Source organism: Pseudomonas sp. AC355, from assembly GCF_979258205.1.
The window spans coordinates 953,867-975,245 of record NZ_OZ409843.1; the positions used below are offsets into that span (position 1 = coordinate 953,867).

Here is a 21,379-nt window from a genome sequence, read left to right on the forward strand (position 1 = left end):
GTTGGTCGCGTGCGGGGCTTGGCGGCATGAATCTCTCGGCACCCTTCATTCGGCGTCCGGTCGCGACCCTGCTGCTGAGCCTGGCGATCATGCTGCTCGGTGGCGTCAGCTTCGGTCTGCTGCCGGTGGCGCCTCTGCCGAACATGGATTTTCCGGTGATCACCGTGCAGGCCAGCTTGCCTGGTGCCAGCCCGCAGGTGATGGCGGCTACGGTGGCCACGCCGCTGGAGCGCTCGCTGGGCGCCATCGCGGGCGTCAGCCAGATGAACAGCAACAGCAGCCAGGGCAGCACACGGATCATGATCGAGTTCGATCTGGATCGCGATATCAATGCTGCGGCGCGGGAGGTGCAGGCCGCCATCAATGCCTCACGGGAGCTGCTGCCCAGCGGCATGCGCAGCATGCCCACCTACCGCAAGATCAACCCGTCCCAGGCACCGATCATGGTGTTGTCGTTGACCTCCGCGGTGCTCGACAAGGGCCAGCTGTACGACGTCGCCTCGACCATTGTCGGCCAGAAACTGTCACAGATCAGCGGCGTCGGTGAAGTACAGATCGGCGGCAGCTCTCTGCCTGCCGTGCGGGTAGCGCTGGAGCCGCGCCTGCTGGATCAGTACGGCGTGGCGCTGGACGACGTGCGCGCGACCATCGCTGCGGGCAACGCCAAGCGGCCCAAGGGCGCCGTCGAGGACGAGCAGCGTCATTGGCAGGTGCAGGCCAATGACCAGTTGGAGCGCGCCGCCGATTACGAGCCGATGATCATCCGCTACCAGGACGGTGCGGCTATCCGCCTGGGTGATGTCGCCCAGGTCACCGATGGCGTGCAGGATCGCTACAACAGCGGTTTCTACAACGACAAACAGGCCGTTCTGGTGGTGGTGAACCGGCAGAGCGGGGCGAACATCATCGAAACCGTCGCCGGTATTCGTGCCCTGCTACCTGAATTGCGCGGGGTGATCCCGGCCAGCGCCGACCTGGAAGTGGCGATGGATCGCTCGCCGGTGATCCGCGCCACCCTCAAGGAAGCCGAACACACCTTGCTGATCGCCGTGGCATTGGTGATTCTGGTGGTCTTCGCCTTTCTCGGACGCTGGCGTTCAGCGCTGATTCCCGCATTGGCAGTGCCGGTATCGCTGGTCGGCTCGTTCGCGGCGATGTACCTGCTGGGTTTCTCGCTGAACAACCTGTCGTTGATGGCCCTGATCATCGCCACCGGCCTGGTGGTGGACGATGCCATCGTCGTGCTGGAGAACATTTCCCGGCATATCGAAGCGGGCGAAACACCCATGGCGGCGGCCTTCAAGGGCTCTCGCGAGGTGGGCTTCACGCTGTTGTCGATGAACGTCTCGCTGGTGGCGGTGTTCTTGTCCATCCTGTTCATGGGCGGGCTGGTCGAGCGGTTGTTCCGCGAGTTCTCCATCACCCTGGCGGTGGCCATCGTGATTTCCCTGCTGGTATCGCTGACGCTCACACCGATGCTTTGCGCGCGCTGGCTGAAACCCGAACCTAAGCGCGAAGAACACCAGGCCGGGCGCCTGCAGGCCTTGGGGGCGCGAGTGATGCGTGGCTATGAGCGCAGCCTGGACTGGGCGCTGCGCCATTCCCTGCTGATGCTGATCAGCCTGTTCGCGACCATCGCGCTGAACGTGTTCCTGTTCGTCAGCATCCCGAAGACCTTCATGCCGCAGCAGGATACCGGGCAGTTGATGGGCTTCATCCGCGGTGACAACGGGCTGTCGTTCCAGGTCATGCAGCCGAAGATGGAAGCCTATCGTCGCTCGATTCTGGCCGACCCGGCCGTGGATAGCGTGGCGGGCTTTATTGGCGGTAGCAGCGGCATCAACAACGCGATCATGATCGTGCGCCTCAAACCGCTGAACGAACGCGACCTCTCGGCGCAGCAGGTGATCGACCGTCTGCGCAAGAATGCACCGAAGATTCCGGGCGGGCGGATGTTCCTCATGCCCGATCAGGATCTGCAGGTCGGCGGCCGGCAGGGGCGCAGCTCGGAAAACGAATACATGCTGATGTCGGGCGACCTCGATGCCCTGCGCGAATGGTTGCCGAAGGTTCGCGAGGCGCTGCGAGCCTTGCCCGAACTGACCGATATCGATGCCAGCGAAGACGGTGGTGCGCCGCAGATTCGCCTGGTGGTCGACCGTGACGAAGCCAAACGCCTGGGCATCGACATGAGCCTGGTGACCGGCGTGCTCAACAACGCTTTCAGCCAGCGGCAGATTTCCACCATCTACGATAGCCTCAACCAGTACAGCGTGGTCATGGAGATCAACCCGCGCTATGCCCAGAGCCCCGAAGCCCTGGCACAGATCCAGCTGATCACCGCAGACGGTGCCAAGGTTCCACTCTCGACCATCGCGCACTGGGAGCGCAGCCTCGAAGACGACCGCATCAGCCACCAGGGCCAGTTCGCAGTGGAGAACATTGGTTTCTCTCTGGCGGAGGGCGTCAGCCTCGATCAGGCAACCGCTGCCATCGACCGCGCCGTGGCGCTCATCAGCTTGCCCACCGAGGTGCAGGGCGTACTGGGCGGTACCGGCGGAGCCTTCCAGCAGACGCAGAAGAACCAACCCTGGATGATCCTGATGTCACTGGTGGTGGTGTACATCGTGCTCGGTATTCTCTACGAGAGTTACGTGCACCCGCTGACCATCCTTTCGACGCTGCCATCTGCCGGCGTCGGCGCCTTGCTCGCTCTGCAGCTGCTCAATACCGAGTTCAGTCTGATCTCGCTATTGGGACTGTTCCTGCTGATCGGCGTAGTGAAGAAGAACGCCATTCTGATGGTCGACCTGGCGCTGCAGCTTGAGCGTAACGAGCACCTGAGCCCGGCCGATTCGATCCGGCGCGCCTGCCTGCTACGTTTCCGGCCGATCATGATGACCACCCTGGCTGCCTTGCTCGGCGCCTTGCCGCTGATGCTCGGCAGCGCCGAGGGCTCGGAAATGCGCCAGCCGCTGGGTATCACCATCGTTGGCGGCCTGATCCTCAGCCAGATCCTCACGCTTTACACCACTCCGGTGGTCTATCTCTATCTCGATCGCCTGCGCCACCGGGTCAACCGCTGGCGTGGCGTGCGTACCGATGCCGCTTTGGAAACGCCTCTATGACTCATGCAACCCGCCGTACCCTAGGCCTGTTGGCGCTTAGCGTCGCCCTGGCCGGCTGCGCTATCGGCCCGGACTACCAGCGTCCGGAAATCAGCACTCCGGCGCAGTTCAAACAGGCCGAAGGCTGGAAGGCCGCGGTGCCTGCCGACGCTCTCGAGCGCGGAACCTGGTGGGAGCTGTATGGTGATGGCGAACTCAATGCGTTGGTCGGCCGCCTGAACGTCTCCAACCAGAATTTGGCCGCCTCCGAAGCCCAGTATCGCCAGGCCCGCGCGTTGCTGCGCAGCGGCCGCGCGGCATTCTTCCCGACGCTGTCGACCAGTGCCGGCATGACCCGTGCCGGGCAGGGCGGTGGCGACAGTACGCTGCGTACCTCCGACGGCATTGCCATCGGCGGCTCCAACTCGGCGAGCATCTCGAAAAACTACGATCTGAGCCTCAATGCCAGCTGGGAGCTGGATGTGTGGGGCAAGCTGCGTCGCGGCCTGGAATCCAATCGCGCGGCCTTCGAGGCCAGCGCGGCAGACCTCGCCGCCGTGCGCCTGAGCCTGCAATCCGAGTTGGTACAGAGCTACCTGCAACTGCGGGTGCTGGATGAGCAGCAACGCCTGCTGGACGCCACGGTGGCGGCCTACCAGCGTTCGCTGCGTCTCACCGAAAACCAGTACCGCGCCGGCATCGTGCCGCGCTCCGACGTAGCCCAGGCGCTGACTCAGCTGCGCAGCACCGAGGCCCAGGCCATCGACCTGCAATGGCAGCGGGCCCAGCTCGAACATGCCATTGCCGTGCTGATTGGCGTGCCACCGAGTGACGTGAGCATCGCTCGCCGGGAAAGCCTGCCGATGTTGCCGCAGGTGCCGGCGAGCGTGCCCTCGCAAATGCTGGAGCGTCGCCCCGATGTGGCTGCCGCCGAGCGCCGGGTGATCGCCGCAAACGCCGAGATCGGCGTGGCCAAGGCCGCTTGGTTCCCGGATCTGACTCTTTCCGCCAGCGGCGGTTATCGTGGCAGCAGCTTCGCCGATTGGGTCAACCTGCCCAATCGCTTCTGGTCGGTGGGGCCGCAACTGGCATTGACCCTGTTCGATGGCGGGCGCCGCAGCGCTGAAAGTGATCGGGTCGAGGCCGCCTACGACCAAACCGTCGCGCAATATCGCCAAGCCGTGCTCGACAGCTTCCGCGAAGTCGAGGATTACCTGGTGCAGCAGCGCGTGCTGGGCCGTGAGGCCGAGGTGCAGTCGCAAGCGCTGGATGCCGCGCGTGAATCCCTGCGCCTGATCGAAAATCAGTACCGCGCCGGCACCGTTGACTACAACAGTGTGGTCAACGTGCAGGCCACGGCGCTGAGTAACGAGCGTACCAGTCTGACCTTGCTGGGCAGCCGATTGACGGCCAGTGTGCAACTGATCGCTGCGCTGGGCGGTGGCTGGGACGAGCAGCGGCTCGAAGAAGGAGACGAGTAAGCGTGATCCGTAGCCCGGGTTAGCCGCAGGTGTAACCCAGGATCGGGTGTCGCTGCGCTCGCCCCGGGCTACTGGACGATTACTGGTGGCGATATACGCCCTTGCCCGGCAGGCGCTCTCGGTCGTGCGGCGCGTCGAAGTCCAGCGCGGGCCCTTTGGGCACGACACCGGTCGGGTTGATGGTCTGGTGGCTGGCGTAGTAGTGATGCTGGATGTGCCACATGTCAACGCTCGCCGCCACGCCCGGCCACCGGTAGAGCTCGCGCAGCCAGTTGCTCAGGTTCGGATAGTCGGCGATACGCCGCAGGTTGCACTTGAAGTGGCCGTGATACACGGCATCGAAGCGCACCAGAGTGGTGAACAGCCGCCAGTCAGCTTCGGTCAGGTACTCGCCAGCCAGATAGCGCGATTGCCCGAGGCGTGTCTCCAGCACTGACAGCTCGCTGAACAGCTCGTCGAAGGCCTCTTCGTACGCCGCCTGAGTGGTGGCGAAACCGGCGCGGTAGACACCATTGTTGACGCTTGGATAGATGCGTGCATTGAGCGCGTCGATATCGGCGCGCAAGGCCTGCGGGTAGAAGTCCAGGTGATTGTCGGTCAGCCTGTCGAAGGCCGAGTTGAACATGCGGATGATCTCCGCCGACTCGTTGCTGACGATGCGCTGCTGTTGTTTGTCCCACAGCAGTGGCACGGTAACCCGGCCGGTGTAATCGGGATCGTCGCTGGTATAGCGCTGGTACAGGAAAGCGAAATCATCCAGGGCGTCACCACTGGAGCCGTGTTCGTAATCGAACGTCCAGCCGTTTTCGCGCATCAACCAGCTCACCACCGACACGTCGATCAGCGCGTCGAGCCCTTTGAGGGTACGCAGGATCAGCGTGCGGTGAGCCCACGGACAAGCCAGGGATACATAGAGGTGATAGCGGCCAGCTTCGGCAGCGAAGCCACCTTCGCCTGTCGGGCCGGGCGCTCCATCGGCGGTGATCCAGTTGCGCCGTTGGGCATTTTCTCGCTTGAAGCGGCCACCGGCGCCGGTGTCATACCATTGGTCGTGCCATTGGCCTTCGATCAGCAAGCCCATATCTTTTACTCCCGGTCATCTAGTGGCTGGAGTCTACCCAGTCAGCTATCGACAGAAGATATAAAAACCGGGTTCAACGAATCGGCTAGCTCGATAGGTGGCGTGCCTGCCAGCGCCTGCGCGCATCCTCGAAGGCGTCTTCGCGGCTCATGCCCAGGCCGCGTAATGCCAGGGCCATGGTGGCGATGATCGCCAGCTGACCGTAGGCATCGTCGGCCTCACCCTGCCATACAGCGCGCAGGTGGGCCGAATCCAGGCGCTCGGGTTTGACATGCCGGCGCTCGGAGAGCATCGGCCAGTCCTCGTCCCAGTTCACGCCGCCCTCGGTGCCGTACAGGTGGCAGATGGCGTCCGGATTGAGCTCGATCTCGCCGCCATCGCCCTTGACCACGATGGCGTGATCGCCCAGCAACTGGCTGGCCTCGCGGTGCACGGTCTGGTAGCCAGGATGGAAGATGCTCTGCAGGGCGCATCGCGCACCCAGCGGGTTGAGAATGCGTGCCAGGGAGTGGATCGGCGAGCGCAGACCGAGCACGTTGCGCAGGTCGATCATGCGCTGCAGGGCCGGCGCCCAGTCGCCCAGGGGCATGAAGGCCAGGTTCTGTTGATTCAGGCTCAGCGCGACCTCATCCCAGTTATGGCACAGCGGTATCGCCAGTTCGCCAAGTAACTGCTCGCTGTACAGGCGCCCGGCCGTGTGCGCGCCGCCGCCGTGCATGAAGATGCGCAGGCCGCTGTTGGCCAGGGCCTTGGCGGCCAGCAGGAACCAGGGCAGGTGGCGTTTCTTTCCCGCGTAGGTGGGCCAGTCGAAGTCGAGGGCGATGGCCGGCGCAGGCAGGCGGGCACGTACCGCTTCGGTGAAGCCAGCCATCTCCTCGGCGCTTTCCTCCTTGTGGCGCAAGAGCATCAGAAAGGCGCCAAGCTGGGTGTCTTCGACCTTGTCGTCGAGAATCATGCCCATGGCCTCGCGTGCTTCCTCGCGGGTCAGGTTGCGCGCACCGCGCTTGCCCTTGCCGAGAATGCGCACGATAGGGGCGAAAGGGTGTTCGGCCGGGGTAATCAGGTTCATAGGCAATTCGTGGGCTTGGGCAGGCCCGCCAGCTTGGCGGCGAGTTTGGCAGGAGTGCCATTGAACAGGCGATTGAGGTGCAGGCTGTTGCCTTTGTCCGAGCCCAGTTTGAGGGCGACGTACTTGATCAGCGGGCGATTGGCCGGCGACAGCTGGAACTCGTTATAGAACGTGCGCAGCAGGGTGAGGATTTCCCAGTGCTCGTCGCTCAGTTGCAGGGCTTCGCGCTCGGCCAGGGCCGCGGCGACCTCAGCGAGCCAATCCTGCAGGTCGAGCAGGTAGCCGTCCTTGTCCAGTTCGATGCTACGTTCGTTGACGATCAGCGTGCTCATAACCAGGTGTTGACCTTGTCGAAGCGTGTGACGAGGGCGACGAAGCCTGGGTAGTCGATCTGCTGCAAACCGTCTGCAGGCTGCAGGCCACGGGCCTGGATGTCTTCTTCCAGGGCGAACAGGGCAATGCCGTCGCCCAGGGCGCTCAGTGATTCGGCGTGCAACGTGCCGGGCTGGCTTGCATAGGTGGCATCGCCACAAAGCAGCAGGCCGTCGCCGCTGCCCAGCAGGCGCAGGCAGCTGCTCAGGCGGTCATCGCTGAACGGGGAGCTGGATACAACGTGCAGGGTCGTCATCAGAGGGTGATCACTTGGTCGTAACGGTCGATGAGGTCACGTAGCCGGGCGTTGTCCAGGCGTTCGACCTCCAACGAGGTTTCGCTCAGGCCACGTTTTTGCAGGCTGTAACTGCAGGCGTACAGTGCTTCTACACCGAACATCGGCAGCGCCTGCAGGTTGGCGGTCAGGTCTTTCTGTTGCAGCGCCTGGGACTTTTGCCCCGGAGCCAGCTGCAGCACGCCATCATCGAGAAACAGCAAACCGATGGGCAGATCGAAGGCGCCGCCAGCCAGGGCGATATCCAGCGCTTCGCGGGCACTCGAACCCTGCCAGGGAGCTTGGCGGCTGATGATCAGCAATGAGCGGCTCATGTCAGTCGCCTCCGAAACAGATCAGGCGGTCGGCCAGTTGCGCCGCCTCGTGCAATTGGCCCAGGCCAGAAAGCACCCAGGGCGCTGGCAGATTGGCCGCCTGGCGTTCGTAGCGGCGCGCTTCCTGCTCATCGAGCACGCCACGGCGCAGAGCAGCGGCAATGCACACCACGCCATCGAGTTGCTGGGCGTCGATAAATTCGCGCCACTGGCGAGCGATATCGGTTTCATCCTGAGGGCTGACGACGTTACCCGAGGCGCTATGCACGCCATCGGCGTATAAGAACAGGCGCACGATCTCATGGCCGCCTTGCAGCGCCGCTTCGGCAAAACGCAGGGCGCGACGGGAGGAGGGTGCCGAGGGTGGAGAAAACAGGGCAATGGCGAATTTCATGAGCGGCCCGGTTGTGGAAACAGGGCACCATGATAAGGCCTGAGCGGCCGGGGTAGAAACGAAAAAGCCCATATCCGTGGATATGGGCTTTCATGTCACAGGCTGTTCAACTCAAGCGGATTACTTGATATCGCGCTTGGTCGGGCCAGTGTACAGCTGGCGCGGGCGGCCAATCTTGTACGGGCTGGAGAGCATTTCTTTCCAGTGCGAGATCCAGCCGACGGTACGCGCCAGGGCGAAGATCACGGTGAACATGCTGGTCGGAATGCCGATGGCCTTGAGGATGATGCCCGAGTAGAAGTCGACGTTCGGGTACAGGTTACGTTCCTTGAAGTAAGGATCGTTACGGGCGATTTCGTCGAGCTTCATCGCCAGTTCCAGCTGCGGGTCATTGATGCCCAGCTCGGCCAGTACTTCGTCGCAGGTCTGTTTCATGACCTGAGCGCGTGGATCGAAGTTCTTGTAGACGCGGTGCCCGAAGCCCATGAGCTTGAACGGGTCGTCCTTATCCTTGGCTTTGGCGATGAACTTGTCGATGTTCGATACGTCACCGATCTCGTCCAGCATGGCCAGAACTGCTTCGTTGGCGCCGCCGTGGGCCGGGCCCCAGAGCGCAGCGATACCTGCAGCGATACAGGCGAACGGGTTGGCACCCGAGGAGCCCGCCAGGCGCACGGTGGAGGTGGAGGCGTTCTGCTCGTGATCGGCGTGCAGGATGAAAATCTTGTCCATCGCCTTGGCCAGCACCGGGCTGATCGGCTTGGTCTCGCACGGTGTGTTGAACATCATGTGCAGGAAGTTTTCCGCGTAGCTCAGGTCGTTACGCGGGTACATCATCGGCTCGCCTTTGGAGTACTTGTACACCATGGCAGCGATGGTCGGCATCTTGGCAACCAGGCGCATCGCGGAAATGTCGCGGTGCTGCGGGTTCTTGATGTCCAGGGAGTCATGGTAGAAGGCGGAGAGGGCGCCAACTACGCCACACATGACGGCCATCGGGTGGGCGTCACGGCGAAAACCGTTGAAGAAAGTCTTCAGTTGCTCGTGAACCATGGTGTGGTTCTTGATGGTGCTGACGAAAGCAGCTTTCTGCTCTTCATTGGGCAGCTCGCCATTGAGCAGCAGGTAGCAGGTATCCAGGTAATCGGCTTTCTCGGCAAGTTGCTCGATTGGGTAGCCGCGGTGCAACAGGATGCCTTTGTCACCATCAATATAGGTGATCTTCGACTCGCACGAGGCGGTCGACATAAAGCCGGGGTCGAAGGTGAAGTTGCCCGTGGCGGTCAGGCCCCGCACGTCGATCACATCTGGGCCAACGGTGCCGGATAAAACGGGCAGGTCGACGGGGGCTGCGCCCTCGATGATCAACTGCGCTTTTTTGTCAGCCATGTTTGGCCTCCTAGTTATGCTTGGAATCATCAGTCGGCCCCCCACGCAGGGCCCGCACCACTATAGTGTTATGAATCTGAAAGTCAATTTGCGAAAACCCAGGCAATAGAAGGGTTTGAGTGCACTACCTGCGACAAAAGGGCGCGGCCTTTTACGCCAATTTTGAGGTTGGCGCAATCGGTAGAAGGTCGAGGTGTCCGCGTTGTCATTAGTGACCTAACTGTCTATACTCTGCGCCCGACTGCCAAGGGCCTTACAGCCCGGATTCTGGTAGTTGTCACTTCTTGGGTGATGGGTACCTGACCAGTGCGCTTCCCGACAACTCAGCCCTGATAGCTGGGGCTCTCAGTGTGATAATAAAGCCGTGAATAGCCAACGACCTGTAAACTTAGACCTTCGGACGATAAAGCTCCCAGTCACCGCTTACACGTCCATTCTTCACCGTATATCCGGCGTGATCCTTTTCTTCGGCATTGCCGTGCTGCTGTTCGGGCTCGACAAATCGCTGTCTTCAGAAGAGGGCTTCGCCCAGGTGAAAGAATGCTTGACCAGCCCGCTGGCCAAGTTCGTGATCTGGGGACTGCTGTCCGCTTTGCTGTACCACCTGGTGGCCGGTGTGCGCCACTTGATCATGGATGCTGGAGTCGGTGAGACGCTGGAAGGCGGCAAGCTGGGTTCCAAAATCGTACTCGTCGTATCGACGATCGTGATCGTGCTGCTGGGGGTGTGGATATGGTAACTAATGTCACTAATTTCTCACGTTCGGGCCTCTATGATTGGATGGCGCAACGTGTTTCTGCGGTCGTTCTCGCGGCTTATGTCCTGTTTCTGTTGGGCTACATCCTCCTGAATCCAGGTATGGGCTACGCCGAATGGCATGGTCTTTTCTCCAATAGTGCAATGCGCATTTTCAGCATGCTGACGCTTGTCGCGCTGGGTATTCACGCCTGGGTTGGCATGTGGACGATATCCACTGACTACCTGACGCAAACCGCGCTGGGTAAGTGGGCAACCGTTGTGCGTTTTCTGTTCCAGGCCACGTGTGGCATCGCCATGTTCGTGTTTTTCGTCTGGGGCGTGCAGATTCTTTGGGGTTTCTGATTCATGACTAGCATCCGTACTCTTTCCTATGACGCCATCATCGTTGGTGGTGGTGGTGCCGGTATGCGCGCTGCATTGCAGCTGGCGCAGGGCGGCCACAAGACCGCTGTGGTCACCAAGGTCTTCCCGACCCGTTCCCACACTGTATCCGCCCAGGGCGGCATCACCTGTGCCATCGCGTCCAACGATCCGAATGACGACTGGCGCTGGCACATGTACGACACCGTCAAAGGCTCCGACTATATCGGTGACCAGGACGCGATCGAGTACATGTGTTCCGTAGGCCCTGAAGCTGTATTCGAACTCGAGCACATGGGGCTGCCGTTCTCCCGTACCGAGCAGGGCCGCATCTATCAGCGTCCGTTCGGTGGCCAGTCCAAAGGCCCGGATAACCCGACTCAGGCTGCCCGTACCTGCGCTGCTGCCGACCGCACCGGTCACGCACTGCTGCACACTCTGTACCAGGCCAACCTGAAAGCCGGCACTTCGTTCCTCAACGAGTGGTACGCGGTCGATCTGGTCAAAAACCAGGACGGCGCCGTGGTTGGCGTCATCGCCATCTGCATCGAAACCGGCGAAACCGTTTACATCCGCTCCAAGGCCGTGGTTCTGGCCACTGGCGGTGCTGGCCGTATCTACGCTTCCACCACCAACGCTCTGATCAACACCGGTGACGGTGTAGGCATGGCGCTGCGTGCTGGCGTGCCGGTGCAGGACATCGAAATGTGGCAGTTCCACCCGACCGGTATCGCCGGCGCCGGTGTACTGGTTACCGAAGGCTGCCGTGGTGAAGGTGGTTACCTGATCAACGCCCATGGCGAGCGTTTCATGGAGCGTTATGCGCCCAACGCCAAGGACCTCGCAGGTCGTGACGTAGTGGCCCGTTCCATGGTCAAGGAAGTCATCGCCGGTAACGGCTGTGGCCCTGACAAGGATCACGTACTGCTGAAGCTCGATCACCTCGGTGAGGAAGTGCTGCACAGCCGTCTGCCAGGCATCTGCGAACTGTCCAAGACTTTCGCACATGTTGACCCGGTCGTTGCGCCTGTTCCGGTCATTCCGACCTGCCACTACATGATGGGCGGCGTTGCCACCAACATTCATGGTCAGGCGATCACCCAGGACGCTAATGGCGTCGACCGCATCATCGACGGTCTGTTCGCCGTGGGCGAAGTGGCTTGCGTATCGGTACACGGGGCCAACCGTCTGGGTGGCAACTCGCTGCTCGACCTGGTGGTATTCGGCCGTGCTGCTGGCCTGCACCTGGAAAAAGCGCTGAAAGAAGGCGTGGACGTCCGTGGCGCCAGCGAGAGCGATATCGAGCAGTCGCTGGGCCGTCTGGCTGGTGTCAACGAGCGCAGCACAGGTGAAGAAGTCGCGCCGCTGCGCAAAGAACTGCAACAGTGCATGCAGAACTACTTCGGTGTATTCCGTACCGGCGAATACATGAAGAAGGGCATCACTCAGTTGGCCGATCTGCGCGAGCGCATCGCCAACGTCAAGATCTCCGACAAGAGCCAGGCCTTCAACACTGCGCGTATCGAAGCGCTGGAGCTGCAGAACCTGCTGGAAGTCGCCGAAGCCACTGCTATCGCCGCCGATACCCGTACCGAGTCCCGCGGCGCACACGCCCGTGAAGACTACGAGGATCGTGACGACACCAACTGGTTGTGCCACAGCCTTTACTTCCCAGGTGAGAAGCGCGTGACCAAGCGTGACGTGAACTTCTCGCCGAAGACGGTCCCGGCGTTTGAACCCAAAGTTCGTACTTATTAAGGGTGGCTACCATGTCTCTTGGCAAAAGCTTGAAAGTCAGCGTTTATCGCTACAACCCAGAAGCGGACAAAGCGCCCTTCATGCAGGAGTTCGACGTCGAGATCGACGGCAAGGACCTGATGGTGCTCGACGTGCTGGCCTTGATCAAGGAACAGGACGAAGGCTTCTCTTACCGTCGCTCCTGCCGTGAAGGCGTCTGTGGCTCCGACGGCATGAACATCAGCGGCAAGAACGGTCTGGCCTGTGTCACGCCGATCTCCAGCGTGGTCAAGGGCAACAAGCTGGTGATCCGCCCGCTGCCTGGCCTGCCGGTCATTCGTGACCTAGTGGTCGATATGAGCATCTTCTACAAGCAGTACGAGAAGGTGCAGCCGTTCCTGCAGAACGACACGCCGGCGCCGGCTATCGAGCGCCTGCAGACGCCGCAAGAACGCGAGAAGCTGGATGGTCTGTACGAGTGCATCCTGTGCGCTTGCTGTTCGACCAGCTGCCCGTCGTTCTGGTGGAACCCGGATAAATTCCTGGGCCCAGCCGCGTTGTTGCAAGCTTATCGCTTTCTGGCTGACAGCCGTGATACCAAGACCGCGGAACGATTGGCGTCTTTGGATGATCCATTCAGTGTGTTCCGCTGCCGCGGCATCATGAACTGCGTGAACGTATGCCCCAAAGGGTTGAACCCAACCAAGGCAATCGGTCACGTTCGTAACATGCTGCTGCAGAGTGGTACCTGATTCACCGTTCTTTAGCTTGACCCGCAACGCCTGCCGCACCGACTTCATGTCGGTGTTGCAGTATCGCCAGGGCGCCGGTCTAGCCGCCGACGTACCTAAATGACAAATATGACGACCAGCAGGGGCATTCGGGCTGGTGCCCGGACTATCTGCGGGATTCTTGGTGGCTTTTTCGAGTCGCTGTTCCATGACTTCGAAAGCCAGTCGGTGTCCTCGCCGGTGGTGTCCCCTTACCGAGGGTGACCAAGCATGCAAGAAAGCGTGATGCAGCGCATGTGGGACAGTGCCCACCTATCCGGTGGTAACGCTGCCTACGTGGAAGAGCTCTATGAGCTCTACCTGCACGATCCCAACGCCGTGCCGGATGAGTGGCGCACTTATTTCGATAAGTTGCCGTCTGAAGGCAGTACCGCCAATGACGTATCGCACTCTACGATTCGTGATCATTTCGTGTTGCTGGCCAAAAACCAGCGTCGTGCTCAGCCAGCATCAGCTGGAACGGTGAGCAGCGAACACGAGAAGAAGCAGGTCGAAGTGTTGCGGTTGATTCAGGCATTCCGCATGCGTGGCCACCAGGCGGCTCAGCTCGATCCGCTTGGGCTGTGGCAGCGTTCTGTTCCTGCTGATCTGTCGATCAGCCATTACAGCCTTACCGACGCGGATCTGGACACCACCTTCCGCACGGGTGGTCTGGCAATCGGCAAAGAAGAAGCTACTTTGCGGGAAATCCGCGACGCTTTGCAGCAGACATATTGTCGCACCATCGGCTCCGAGTTCACCCACATCACCGATTCCGAGCAGCGCAGCTGGTTCCAGCAGCGTCTGGAAAGCGTGCGTGGTCGTCCTCAGATCTCCGCCGAGGCACAAAGTCATCTGCTCGAGCGCCTGACTGCCGCTGAAGGTCTGGAAAAATACCTGGGCACCAAATACCCAGGTACCAAGCGCTTTGGTCTGGAAGGTGGCGAGAGCCTGATCCCGCTGCTCGATGAAATCATCCAGCGCAGCGGTTCCTACGGCACCAAGGAAATCGTCATCGGCATGGCCCACCGTGGCCGTCTGAACGTCTTGGTCAACACCTTCGGCAAGAACCCGCGCGACCTGTTCGACGAGTTCGAAGGCAAGAAGGTCGAAGGCCTGAGCTCCGGTGACGTCAAGTATCACCAGGGTTTCTCCTCGAACGTGATGACTTCGGGTGGCGAAGTGCACCTGGCGTTGGCGTTCAACCCGTCTCACCTGGAGATCGTTTCTCCGGTGGTCGAAGGTTCGGTGCGTGCTCGTCAGGATCGTCGCAGCGACGTGGTGGGCGACAAGGTTCTGCCGATTTCCCTCCACGGTGACGCGGCATTCGCCGGTCAGGGCGTGGTCATGGAAACCTTCCAGATGTCGCAGACCCGTGCTTACAAGACGGGCGGCACCATCCACATCGTCATCAACAACCAGGTTGGCTTCACCACCAACCGTGCTGACGATGCGCGCTCTACTGAGTACTCCACCGACGTTGCCAAGATGATCCAGGCGCCGATCTTCCATGTGAATGGCGATGATCCGGAAGCCGTGTTGTTCGTCACCCAATTGGCTGTCGACTACCGTATGCAGTACAAGCGTGACGTGGTCATCGACCTGGTCTGCTACCGCCGCCGTGGTCACAACGAGGCCGACGAGCCAAGTGGTACTCAGCCGCTGATGTATCAGCAGATCGCCAAGCAGCGCACTACGCGTGAGCTGTATGCCGAAGCGCTGACCAATGCGGGTCGCCTGTCGGCAGAGGCCGTGCAAGCGCCGGTCGACGAGTACCGCACTGCACTGGACAACGGTCAGCACGTGGTTAAGAGCCTGGTCAAGGAGCCGAACAAGGAATTGTTCGTCGATTGGCGCCCATACCTGGGTCATGCCTGGACTGCGCGTCACGACACTCGCTTCGATCTGAAGACTCTGCAGGATCTGTCCAGCAAACTGCTGGAAACCCCGGACGGCTTTGTCGTTCAGCGGCAGGTCGGCAAGATCTACGAAGATCGCGCCAAGATGGGCGCAGGCGGCTTGCCGCTGAACTGGGGCTATGCGGAAACCATGGCCTACGCGACCCTGCTGGTCGAAGGCCACCCGATCCGCATCACCGGTCAGGACGTGGGCCGTGGCACCTTCTCGCACCGCCACGCGCAACTGCACAACCAGAAGGACGGCAGTGCCTACCTTCCGCTGCAGAACCTGTACGAAGGTCAGCCGCGTTTCGATCTTTACGACTCGTTCCTGTCGGAAGAGGCGGTACTGGCATTCGAATACGGCTACGCCACCACCACGCCGAACGCACTGGTGATCTGGGAAGCTCAGTTCGGCGATTTCGCCAACGGTGCTCAGGTGGTGTTCGACCAGTTCATTTCCAGTGGCGAAACCAAGTGGGGCCGTCTGTGCGGTCTGACCATGTTGCTGCCACACGGTTATGAAGGGCAGGGGCCGGAGCACTCCTCGGCACGTCTGGAGCGTTACCTGCAGCTGTGCGCCGAGCACAACATTCAGGTTGCCGTTCCGACCACGCCGGCGCAGATCTATCACCTGCTGCGTCGTCAGGTTATCCGCCCGCTGCGCAAGCCGCTGGTCGTGCTGACGCCGAAGTCGCTGCTGCGCCACAAGCTGGCCGTGTCGACGCTGGAAGATCTGGCTGAAGGCTCGTTCCAGACCGTGATCCCGGAAATCGATGCAGTCGATCCGAAAAAGGTCGAGCGCTTGGTGCTGTGCAGCGGCAAGGTCTACTACGACCTGCTGGAGAAGCGCCGTGCCGAAGGCCGCGAAGATATCGCCATCGTGCGTCTCGAGCAGCTCTATCCGTTCCCGGAAGACGACCTGGCCGAAGTTCTTGCTCCGTACAAGAATCTCAAGCACATCGTCTGGTGTCAGGAAGAGCCGATGAACCAGGGCGCCTGGTATTGCAGCCAGCACCACATGCGTCGTGCTGCCACGGCACACAAGAAGGCGCTGGTGCTCGAGTATGCTGGTCGTGATGCCTCGGCTGCTCCTGCTTGTGGTTACGCTTCGATGCACGCCGAACAGCAGGAAAAACTGCTGCAGGATGCCTTCACCGTTTAATGCCATCGCGAAGGAGGTAGCCCAATTGGGGGCTACCTCCTCGAACAAACCGAATTTAAGGAACAGAACACAATGGCTATCGAGATCAAAGCCCCTACATTTCCCGAATCGGTCGCCGACGGCACCGTGGCAACCTGGCACAAGAAGCCGGGTGAAGTGGTCAAGCGCGATGAGCTGATCGTCGACATCGAAACCGACAAGGTAGTGATCGAAGTACTGGCCGAGGCTGATGGTGTTATTGCTGAAATCGTCAAGAACGAAGGCGACACCGTACTGAGCAACGAAGTACTGGGCAAACTGACTGAAGGCGGCGCTGCCGCTCCGGCCGCCGCACCTGCACAAGCTGCTGCCGCTCCGGCTCAAGCCGCTGCACCTGCTGCTGCCGCTGGCGACGACCAAATCCTGTCGCCTGCCGCTCGCAAACTGGCTGAAGAAAACGGCATCGACCCGAACAGCATCAGCGGTTCCGGCAAAGGCGGTCGTGTAACCAAGGAAGACGTGGTTGCCGCTGTCGAAGCCAAGAAAAACGCTCCGGCTGCAGCTCCTGCTGCCAAACCGGCCGCTGCTGCAGCTCCGGTCGTCGCTGCTGCAGGCGACCGTACCGAGAAGCGCGTGCCGATGACCCGCGTACGTGCCACCGTTGCTCGCCGTCTGGTCGAAGCTCAGTCGAACATGGCCATGCTGACTACGTTCAACGAAGTCGACATGTCCGAGATCATGGCGCTGCGTTCGCGTTACAAGGATCAGTTCGAGAAAGCCCACAATGGCACTCGTCTGGGCTTCATGTCCTTCTTCGTCAAGGCTGCTACCGAGGCGCTGAAGCGTCTGCCGGCAGTCAATGCTTCGATCGATGGCAACGACATCGTTTACCATGGCTACCAGGATATCGGCGTAGCCGTTTCCAGCGACCGTGGTCTGGTTGTGCCAGTACTGCGTAACGCTGAACTGATGGGCCTGGCCGATATCGAAGCCGGTATTGCTGCTTACGGCAAGAAAGCCCGTGACGGCAAACTGTCCATCGATGAGATGACTGGCGGTACCTTCACCATCACTAACGGCGGCACCTTCGGTTCGATGATGTCGACGCCGATCGTCAACCCGCCGCAGGCTGCGATCCTTGGCATGCACAACATCATCCAGCGTCCGGTTGCCGTTAACGGCCAAGTGGTGATTCGCCCGATGATGTACCTGGCACTGTCCTACGATCACCGCCTGATCGACGGCAAAGAAGCCGTGACTTTCCTGGTGACCATCAAGAACCTGCTGGAAGACCCAGCTCGTCTGCTGCTGGACATCTAAACGTAGCTGCAGGTTGCAGATGGCGAGCCCTAACAGGGCACGCGTCTGCGCCTGAGCTCGAAGCTTGAAGCTGAAAAGGAATCTTTTATGAGCCAGAAATTCGACGTGGTAGTCATCGGTGCCGGCCCTGGCGGCTATGTTGCCGCCATCAAGGCTGCACAACTCGGCCTGAAAACCGCGTGCATCGAGAAGTACCAGGACAAGGACGGCAAGATCGCCCTCGGTGGTACCTGCCTGAACGTCGGTTGCATTCCTTCCAAGGCGCTGCTGGACAGTTCCTGGAAATACCACGAAGCCCATGACGGCTTCGCCGCTCACGGCATCAGCACCAAAGGCCTGAGCATCGACGTACCGGCCATGGTCGGTCGCAAGAACACCATCATCAAGAACCTGACTGGCGGCGTTGCTGGCCTGTTCAAGGCTAACGGTGTAACCCTGCTCGAAGGCCACGGCAAGCTGCTGGCTGGCAAGAAAGTCGAAGTCACCGACAAGGACGGCAAGACCTCCGTCGTCGAAGCCGAGAACGTGATCCTGGCATCCGGCTCGCGCCCGATCGACATCCCGCCGGCTCCGGTTGACCAGGACGTCATCGTCGATTCCACCGGCGCGCTGGAATTCCAATCGGTGCCGAAGAAGCTGGGCGTCATCGGCGCTGGCGTCATCGGTCTGGAGCTGGGTTCGGTATGGGCCCGTCTGGGCGCTGAAGTGACCGTTTTGGAAGCACTGGACAAGTTCTTGCCAGCGGCTGACGAAGCAGTTGCCAAGGAAGCCCTGAAGACCCTCACCAAGCAGGGCCTCGACATCAAACTGGGCGCTCGCGTGACCGGTTCCGAAGTCAAGAAGAAGCAAGTCACCGTCAACTACACCGACTCGGCTGGCGAACAGAAAATCGTGTTCGACAAGCTGATCGTTGCCGTTGGCCGTCGCCCGGTCACCACTGATCTGCTGGCTTCGGACAGCGGTGTGGATCTGGACGAGCGTGGCTACATCTTCGTCGACGACCAGTGCACCACCAGCGTCCCAGGCGTGTACGCCATCGGTGACGTGGTGCGCGGCGCGATGCTCGCCCACAAGGCCTCGGAAGAGGGCGTGATGGTTGCCGAGCGTATCGCCGGTCACAAGGCGCAAATGAACTACGACCTGATCCCATCGGTCATCTATACCCACCCGGAAATTGCATGGGTTGGTAAAACCGAGCAGCAACTGAAGAGTGAAGGCGTTGCAGTCAACGTCGGTACCTTCCCGTTCGCCGCCAGCGGCCGTGCCATGGCAGCCAACGACACCGGCGGTTTCGTCAAGGTGATCGCCGATGCCAATACCGACCGCGTACTGGGTGTACACGTGATTGGCCCGAGCGCCGCAGAGCTGGTGCAGCAAGGCGCTATCGGTATGGAGTTCGGTACCAGCGCTGAAGACCTGGGCATGATGGTCTTCTCGCACCCGACCCTGTCCGAAGCTCTGCACGAAGCAGCGCTTGCAGTAAACGGTGGCGCGATTCACATCGCCAACCGCAAGAAACGCTAAGAAATCGTTCGTCCGGGGGCGGCTCAAGGGCCGCCACCGCACAGACGGTTTTTCGCGAAGCAGAACCACGGTGCATTGCCCGCGCAGGGCTCAGGCCCATGCGCGGAATGTGTATCTGACTGCCTAGAGGCGGTCACAGGTGGTGCGGCACGTAAGTGCAGCACCGATGCGCAATACCTAAACGAAAACGGTAGACAAGCATGAATCTTCACGAGTATCAGGGTAAGCAGCTATTCGCTGAATACGGCCTGCCCGTATCCAAGGGCTACGCCGTAGACACCCCGGAAGCAGCAGCAGAAGCCTGCGAAAAAATCGGTGGTACCGAGTGGGTCGTCAAGGCTCAGGTACACGCTGGTGGCCGCGGTAAAGCGGGTGGTGTGAAACTGGTCAAGAGCAAGGAAGAAGCCAAGGCTTTCGCCGCCAACTGGCTGGGCAAGCGTCTGGTGACTTATCAGACTGACGCTAATGGTCAGCCTGTCACCAAGATCCTGGTCGAGTCCTGCACCGACATCGCCAAGGAGCTGTACCTGGGTGCTGTAGTCGACCGCTCCAGCCGTCGCATCGTGTTCATGGCTTCCACCGAAGGTGGCGTGGACATCGAGAAGATCGCTCACGAAACTCCTGAGAAAATCCTCAAGGCCACTATCGATCCGCTGGTCGGCGCTCAGCCGTTCCAGGGTCGCGAGCTGGCATTCCAGCTGGGTCTGGAAGGCAAGCAAGTCGCTCAGTTCGCCAAGATTTTCGTAGGTCTGGCCAAGCTGTTCAAGGATCACGACCTGGCTCTGCTGGAAGTGAACCCACTGGTCATCAAGGCCGACGGCGACCTGCACTGCCTTGACGCGAAGATCAACATCGACGCTAACGCCATGTACCGTCAGCCGAAGCTGAAGACCTTCCACGACCCGTCGCAAGACGACGCCCGTGAAGCTCATGCTGCCAAGTTCGAACTGAACTACGTTGCTCTCGAAGGCAACATCGGCTGCATGGTCAACGGTGCTGGCCTGGCCATGGGTACCATGGACATCGTCAACCTGCACGGCGGCAAGCCAGCCAACTTCCTCGACGTAGGCGGCGGTGCAACCAAAGAGCGCGTTACCGAAGCCTTCAAGATCATCCTGTCCGACAGCAACGTTGCTGCCGTTCTGGTGAACATCTTCGGCGGTATCGTTCGTTGCGACATGATTGCCGAAGGCATCATCGGTGCAGTGAAGGAAGTCGGCGTCAAGGTTCCGGTTGTCGTCCGTCTGGAAGGCAACAACGCTGAACTGGGTGCCAAAGTCCTGGCCGAAAGCGGCCTGAACATCATCGCGGCAACCAGCCTGACCGACGCTGCTCAGCAAGTCGTCAAAGCTGCGGAGGGCAAGTAATGAGCGTCCTGATCAATAAAGACACCAAGGTTATCTGCCAGGGTTTCACTGGTTCGCAAGGTACCTTCCACTCCGAGCAAGCCATCGCCTACGGCACCAAGATGGTTGGCGGCGTGACCCCAGGTAAAGGCGGCACTACCCACCTGAACCTGCCAGTGTTCAACACTGTGAAAGAAGCTGTAGAAGCTACCGGCGCTGACGCTTCGGTCATCTACGTTCCGGCTCCTTTCTGCAAAGATTCGATCCTGGAAGCTGCTTTCGGCGGCATCAAGCTGATCGTCTGCATCACCGAAGGCATTCCTACCCTGGACATGCTCGATGCCAAGGTTATCTGCGACGAGCTGGGCGTTACCCTGATCGGCCCTAACTGCCCTGGTGTGATCACTCCGGGCGAGTGCAAGATCGGCATCATGCCGGGTCACATCCACCTGCCAGGTAAAGTAGGCATCGTGTCGCGTTCCGGCACCCTGACCTATGAAGCCGTCAAGCAGACCACCGACGCCGGCTTCGGCCAGTCCACTTGCGTGGGCATCGGTGGTGACCCGATTCCGGGCTCTAACTTCATCGACATCCTGAAGCTGTTCCAGGAAGACCCGAAGACCGAAGCGATCGTCATGATCGGCGAAATCGGCGGTTCGGCTGAAGAAGAAGCGGCTGCCTACATCAAGGCCAACGTCACCAAGCCTGTAGTTTCCTACATCGCTGGTGTGACTGCTCCTCCTGGCAAGCGTATGGGCCATGCTGGCGCCATCATTTCCGGCGGCAAAGGCACTGCAGACGAGAAATTCGCTGCACTGCAGGACGCTGGTGTGAAAACCGTGCGTTCCCTGGCTGACATCGGTAAGGCCCTGGCCGAACTGACCGGTTGGGAAGTGAAGAAGGCGTAAGCCATTCTGAGCTGATCGAAAAGGCCACCCTCGGGTGGCCTTTTTCATTGAGGCGACGCGCACTTACAGGTGTTCGACAGTCTGTCCGGCAGTTTCGAGATGTCAGCCGAT

Annotated in this window: 18 protein-coding genes; 11 read left to right on the plus strand and 7 right to left on the minus strand. The window is 60.6% G+C overall.

All coding sequences use genetic code 11. The annotated features are described in order from the left end of the window. Nucleotides 1-26: 26 nt before the first annotated feature. Both ACZ0AI_RS04585 and ACZ0AI_RS04590 read left to right on the plus strand, forming a co-directional pair. Complete coding sequence (locus tag ACZ0AI_RS04585) at nucleotides 27-3,128, plus strand: efflux RND transporter permease subunit (RefSeq protein WP_463564762.1); 3,102 nt, start codon at nucleotides 27-29, stop codon at nucleotides 3,126-3,128. Next, nucleotides 3,125-4,588, plus strand: coding sequence for an efflux transporter outer membrane subunit (locus tag ACZ0AI_RS04590; protein ID WP_463564763.1), 1,464 nt, complete (start codon nucleotides 3,125-3,127; stop codon nucleotides 4,586-4,588). The genes ACZ0AI_RS04585 and ACZ0AI_RS04590 overlap by 4 nt, the downstream gene beginning before the upstream one ends. 79 nt (nucleotides 4,589-4,667) lie before the next feature. On the opposite strand, the gene ACZ0AI_RS04595 is transcribed toward ACZ0AI_RS04590, so the two are convergent. The 7 genes from ACZ0AI_RS04595 to gltA all read right to left on the minus strand — a co-directional run bounded on the left by ACZ0AI_RS04595 (nucleotide 4,668) and on the right by gltA (nucleotide 9,502). Next, nucleotides 4,668-5,669 carry a glutathione S-transferase family protein gene (locus ACZ0AI_RS04595; RefSeq protein ID WP_463564764.1) on the minus strand — a complete coding sequence of 334 codons (1,002 nt, stop codon included), beginning with the start codon at nucleotides 5,667-5,669 and terminating at the stop codon, nucleotides 4,668-4,670. 85 nt (nucleotides 5,670-5,754) lie between these two features. Then, nucleotides 5,755-6,738: a glycosyl transferase family protein gene (locus tag ACZ0AI_RS04600; protein ID WP_463564765.1), complete on the minus strand. Its 984-nt coding sequence runs from the start codon at nucleotides 6,736-6,738 to the stop codon at nucleotides 5,755-5,757. Further along, a complete protein-coding gene (locus ACZ0AI_RS04605) occupies nucleotides 6,735-7,070 on the minus strand; it encodes a TusE/DsrC/DsvC family sulfur relay protein (protein WP_463569956.1) in 336 nt (111 codons plus the stop codon). Before ACZ0AI_RS04605 ends, ACZ0AI_RS04600 begins: the two co-directional genes overlap by 4 nt. Next, nucleotides 7,067-7,366 (minus strand): sulfurtransferase complex subunit TusB, encoded by a 300-nt coding sequence (gene tusB, locus ACZ0AI_RS04610; RefSeq protein WP_463564766.1) that lies wholly within the window; start codon nucleotides 7,364-7,366, stop codon nucleotides 7,067-7,069. Before tusB ends, ACZ0AI_RS04605 begins: the two co-directional genes overlap by 4 nt. Continuing rightward, on the minus strand, nucleotides 7,366-7,719 hold the full coding sequence (tusC, locus tag ACZ0AI_RS04615) for a sulfurtransferase complex subunit TusC (protein ID WP_463564767.1): 354 nt from the start codon (nucleotides 7,717-7,719) through the stop codon (nucleotides 7,366-7,368). Before tusC ends, tusB begins: the two co-directional genes overlap by 1 nt. Nucleotide 7,720: 1 nt before the next feature. Then, a complete protein-coding gene (tusD, locus tag ACZ0AI_RS04620; protein ID WP_463564768.1) occupies nucleotides 7,721-8,113 on the minus strand; it encodes a sulfurtransferase complex subunit TusD in 393 nt (130 codons plus the stop codon). A 120-nt stretch (nucleotides 8,114-8,233) separates the two neighbouring features. Further along, nucleotides 8,234-9,502, minus strand: coding sequence for a citrate synthase (gene gltA, locus ACZ0AI_RS04625; RefSeq protein WP_225832616.1), 1,269 nt, complete (start codon nucleotides 9,500-9,502; stop codon nucleotides 8,234-8,236). Nucleotides 9,503-9,866: 364 nt separating this feature from the next. Between gltA and sdhC the strand changes: the two genes are divergently transcribed. The 9 genes from sdhC (at nucleotide 9,867) to sucD (ending at nucleotide 21,268) form a co-directional block, all read left to right on the plus strand. Beyond that, the gene (gene sdhC, locus ACZ0AI_RS04630) at nucleotides 9,867-10,241 is read left to right on the plus strand and encodes a succinate dehydrogenase, cytochrome b556 subunit (RefSeq protein WP_225832614.1); all 375 of its coding nucleotides are present in this window, start codon (nucleotides 9,867-9,869) and stop codon (nucleotides 10,239-10,241) included. Continuing rightward, nucleotides 10,235-10,603 (plus strand): succinate dehydrogenase, hydrophobic membrane anchor protein, encoded by a 369-nt coding sequence (sdhD, locus tag ACZ0AI_RS04635; RefSeq protein ID WP_225832612.1) that lies wholly within the window; start codon nucleotides 10,235-10,237, stop codon nucleotides 10,601-10,603. Before sdhC ends, sdhD begins: the two co-directional genes overlap by 7 nt. Nucleotides 10,604-10,606: 3 nt before the next feature. Continuing rightward, on the plus strand, nucleotides 10,607-12,379 hold the full coding sequence (gene sdhA / locus ACZ0AI_RS04640) for a succinate dehydrogenase flavoprotein subunit (protein ID WP_463566238.1): 1,773 nt from the start codon (nucleotides 10,607-10,609) through the stop codon (nucleotides 12,377-12,379). Nucleotides 12,380-12,390: 11 nt separating this feature from the next. Further along, the gene (locus ACZ0AI_RS04645; RefSeq protein WP_225832609.1) at nucleotides 12,391-13,110 is read left to right on the plus strand and encodes a succinate dehydrogenase iron-sulfur subunit; all 720 of its coding nucleotides are present in this window, start codon (nucleotides 12,391-12,393) and stop codon (nucleotides 13,108-13,110) included. Between the two features lie 249 nt (nucleotides 13,111-13,359). Beyond that, complete coding sequence (locus ACZ0AI_RS04650) at nucleotides 13,360-16,191, plus strand: 2-oxoglutarate dehydrogenase E1 component (RefSeq protein WP_225832607.1); 2,832 nt, start codon at nucleotides 13,360-13,362, stop codon at nucleotides 16,189-16,191. A gap of 72 nt (nucleotides 16,192-16,263) precedes the next feature. Further along, nucleotides 16,264-17,490 carry a 2-oxoglutarate dehydrogenase complex dihydrolipoyllysine-residue succinyltransferase gene (gene odhB / locus ACZ0AI_RS04655; protein WP_463564769.1) on the plus strand — a complete coding sequence of 409 codons (1,227 nt, stop codon included), beginning with the start codon at nucleotides 16,264-16,266 and terminating at the stop codon, nucleotides 17,488-17,490. An 87-nt stretch (nucleotides 17,491-17,577) separates the two neighbouring features. Next, nucleotides 17,578-19,014 carry a dihydrolipoyl dehydrogenase gene (gene lpdA / locus ACZ0AI_RS04660; RefSeq protein WP_463564770.1) on the plus strand — a complete coding sequence of 479 codons (1,437 nt, stop codon included), beginning with the start codon at nucleotides 17,578-17,580 and terminating at the stop codon, nucleotides 19,012-19,014. 200 nt (nucleotides 19,015-19,214) lie between these two features. Continuing rightward, nucleotides 19,215-20,381, plus strand: coding sequence for an ADP-forming succinate--CoA ligase subunit beta (gene sucC / locus ACZ0AI_RS04665; RefSeq protein WP_463564771.1), 1,167 nt, complete (start codon nucleotides 19,215-19,217; stop codon nucleotides 20,379-20,381). Further along, entirely contained in the window at nucleotides 20,381-21,268 is an 888-nt protein-coding gene (sucD, locus tag ACZ0AI_RS04670) for a succinate--CoA ligase subunit alpha (RefSeq protein WP_463564772.1), read from the plus strand. Before sucC ends, sucD begins: the two co-directional genes overlap by 1 nt. The last annotated feature ends 111 nt before the right edge of the window (nucleotides 21,269-21,379 follow it).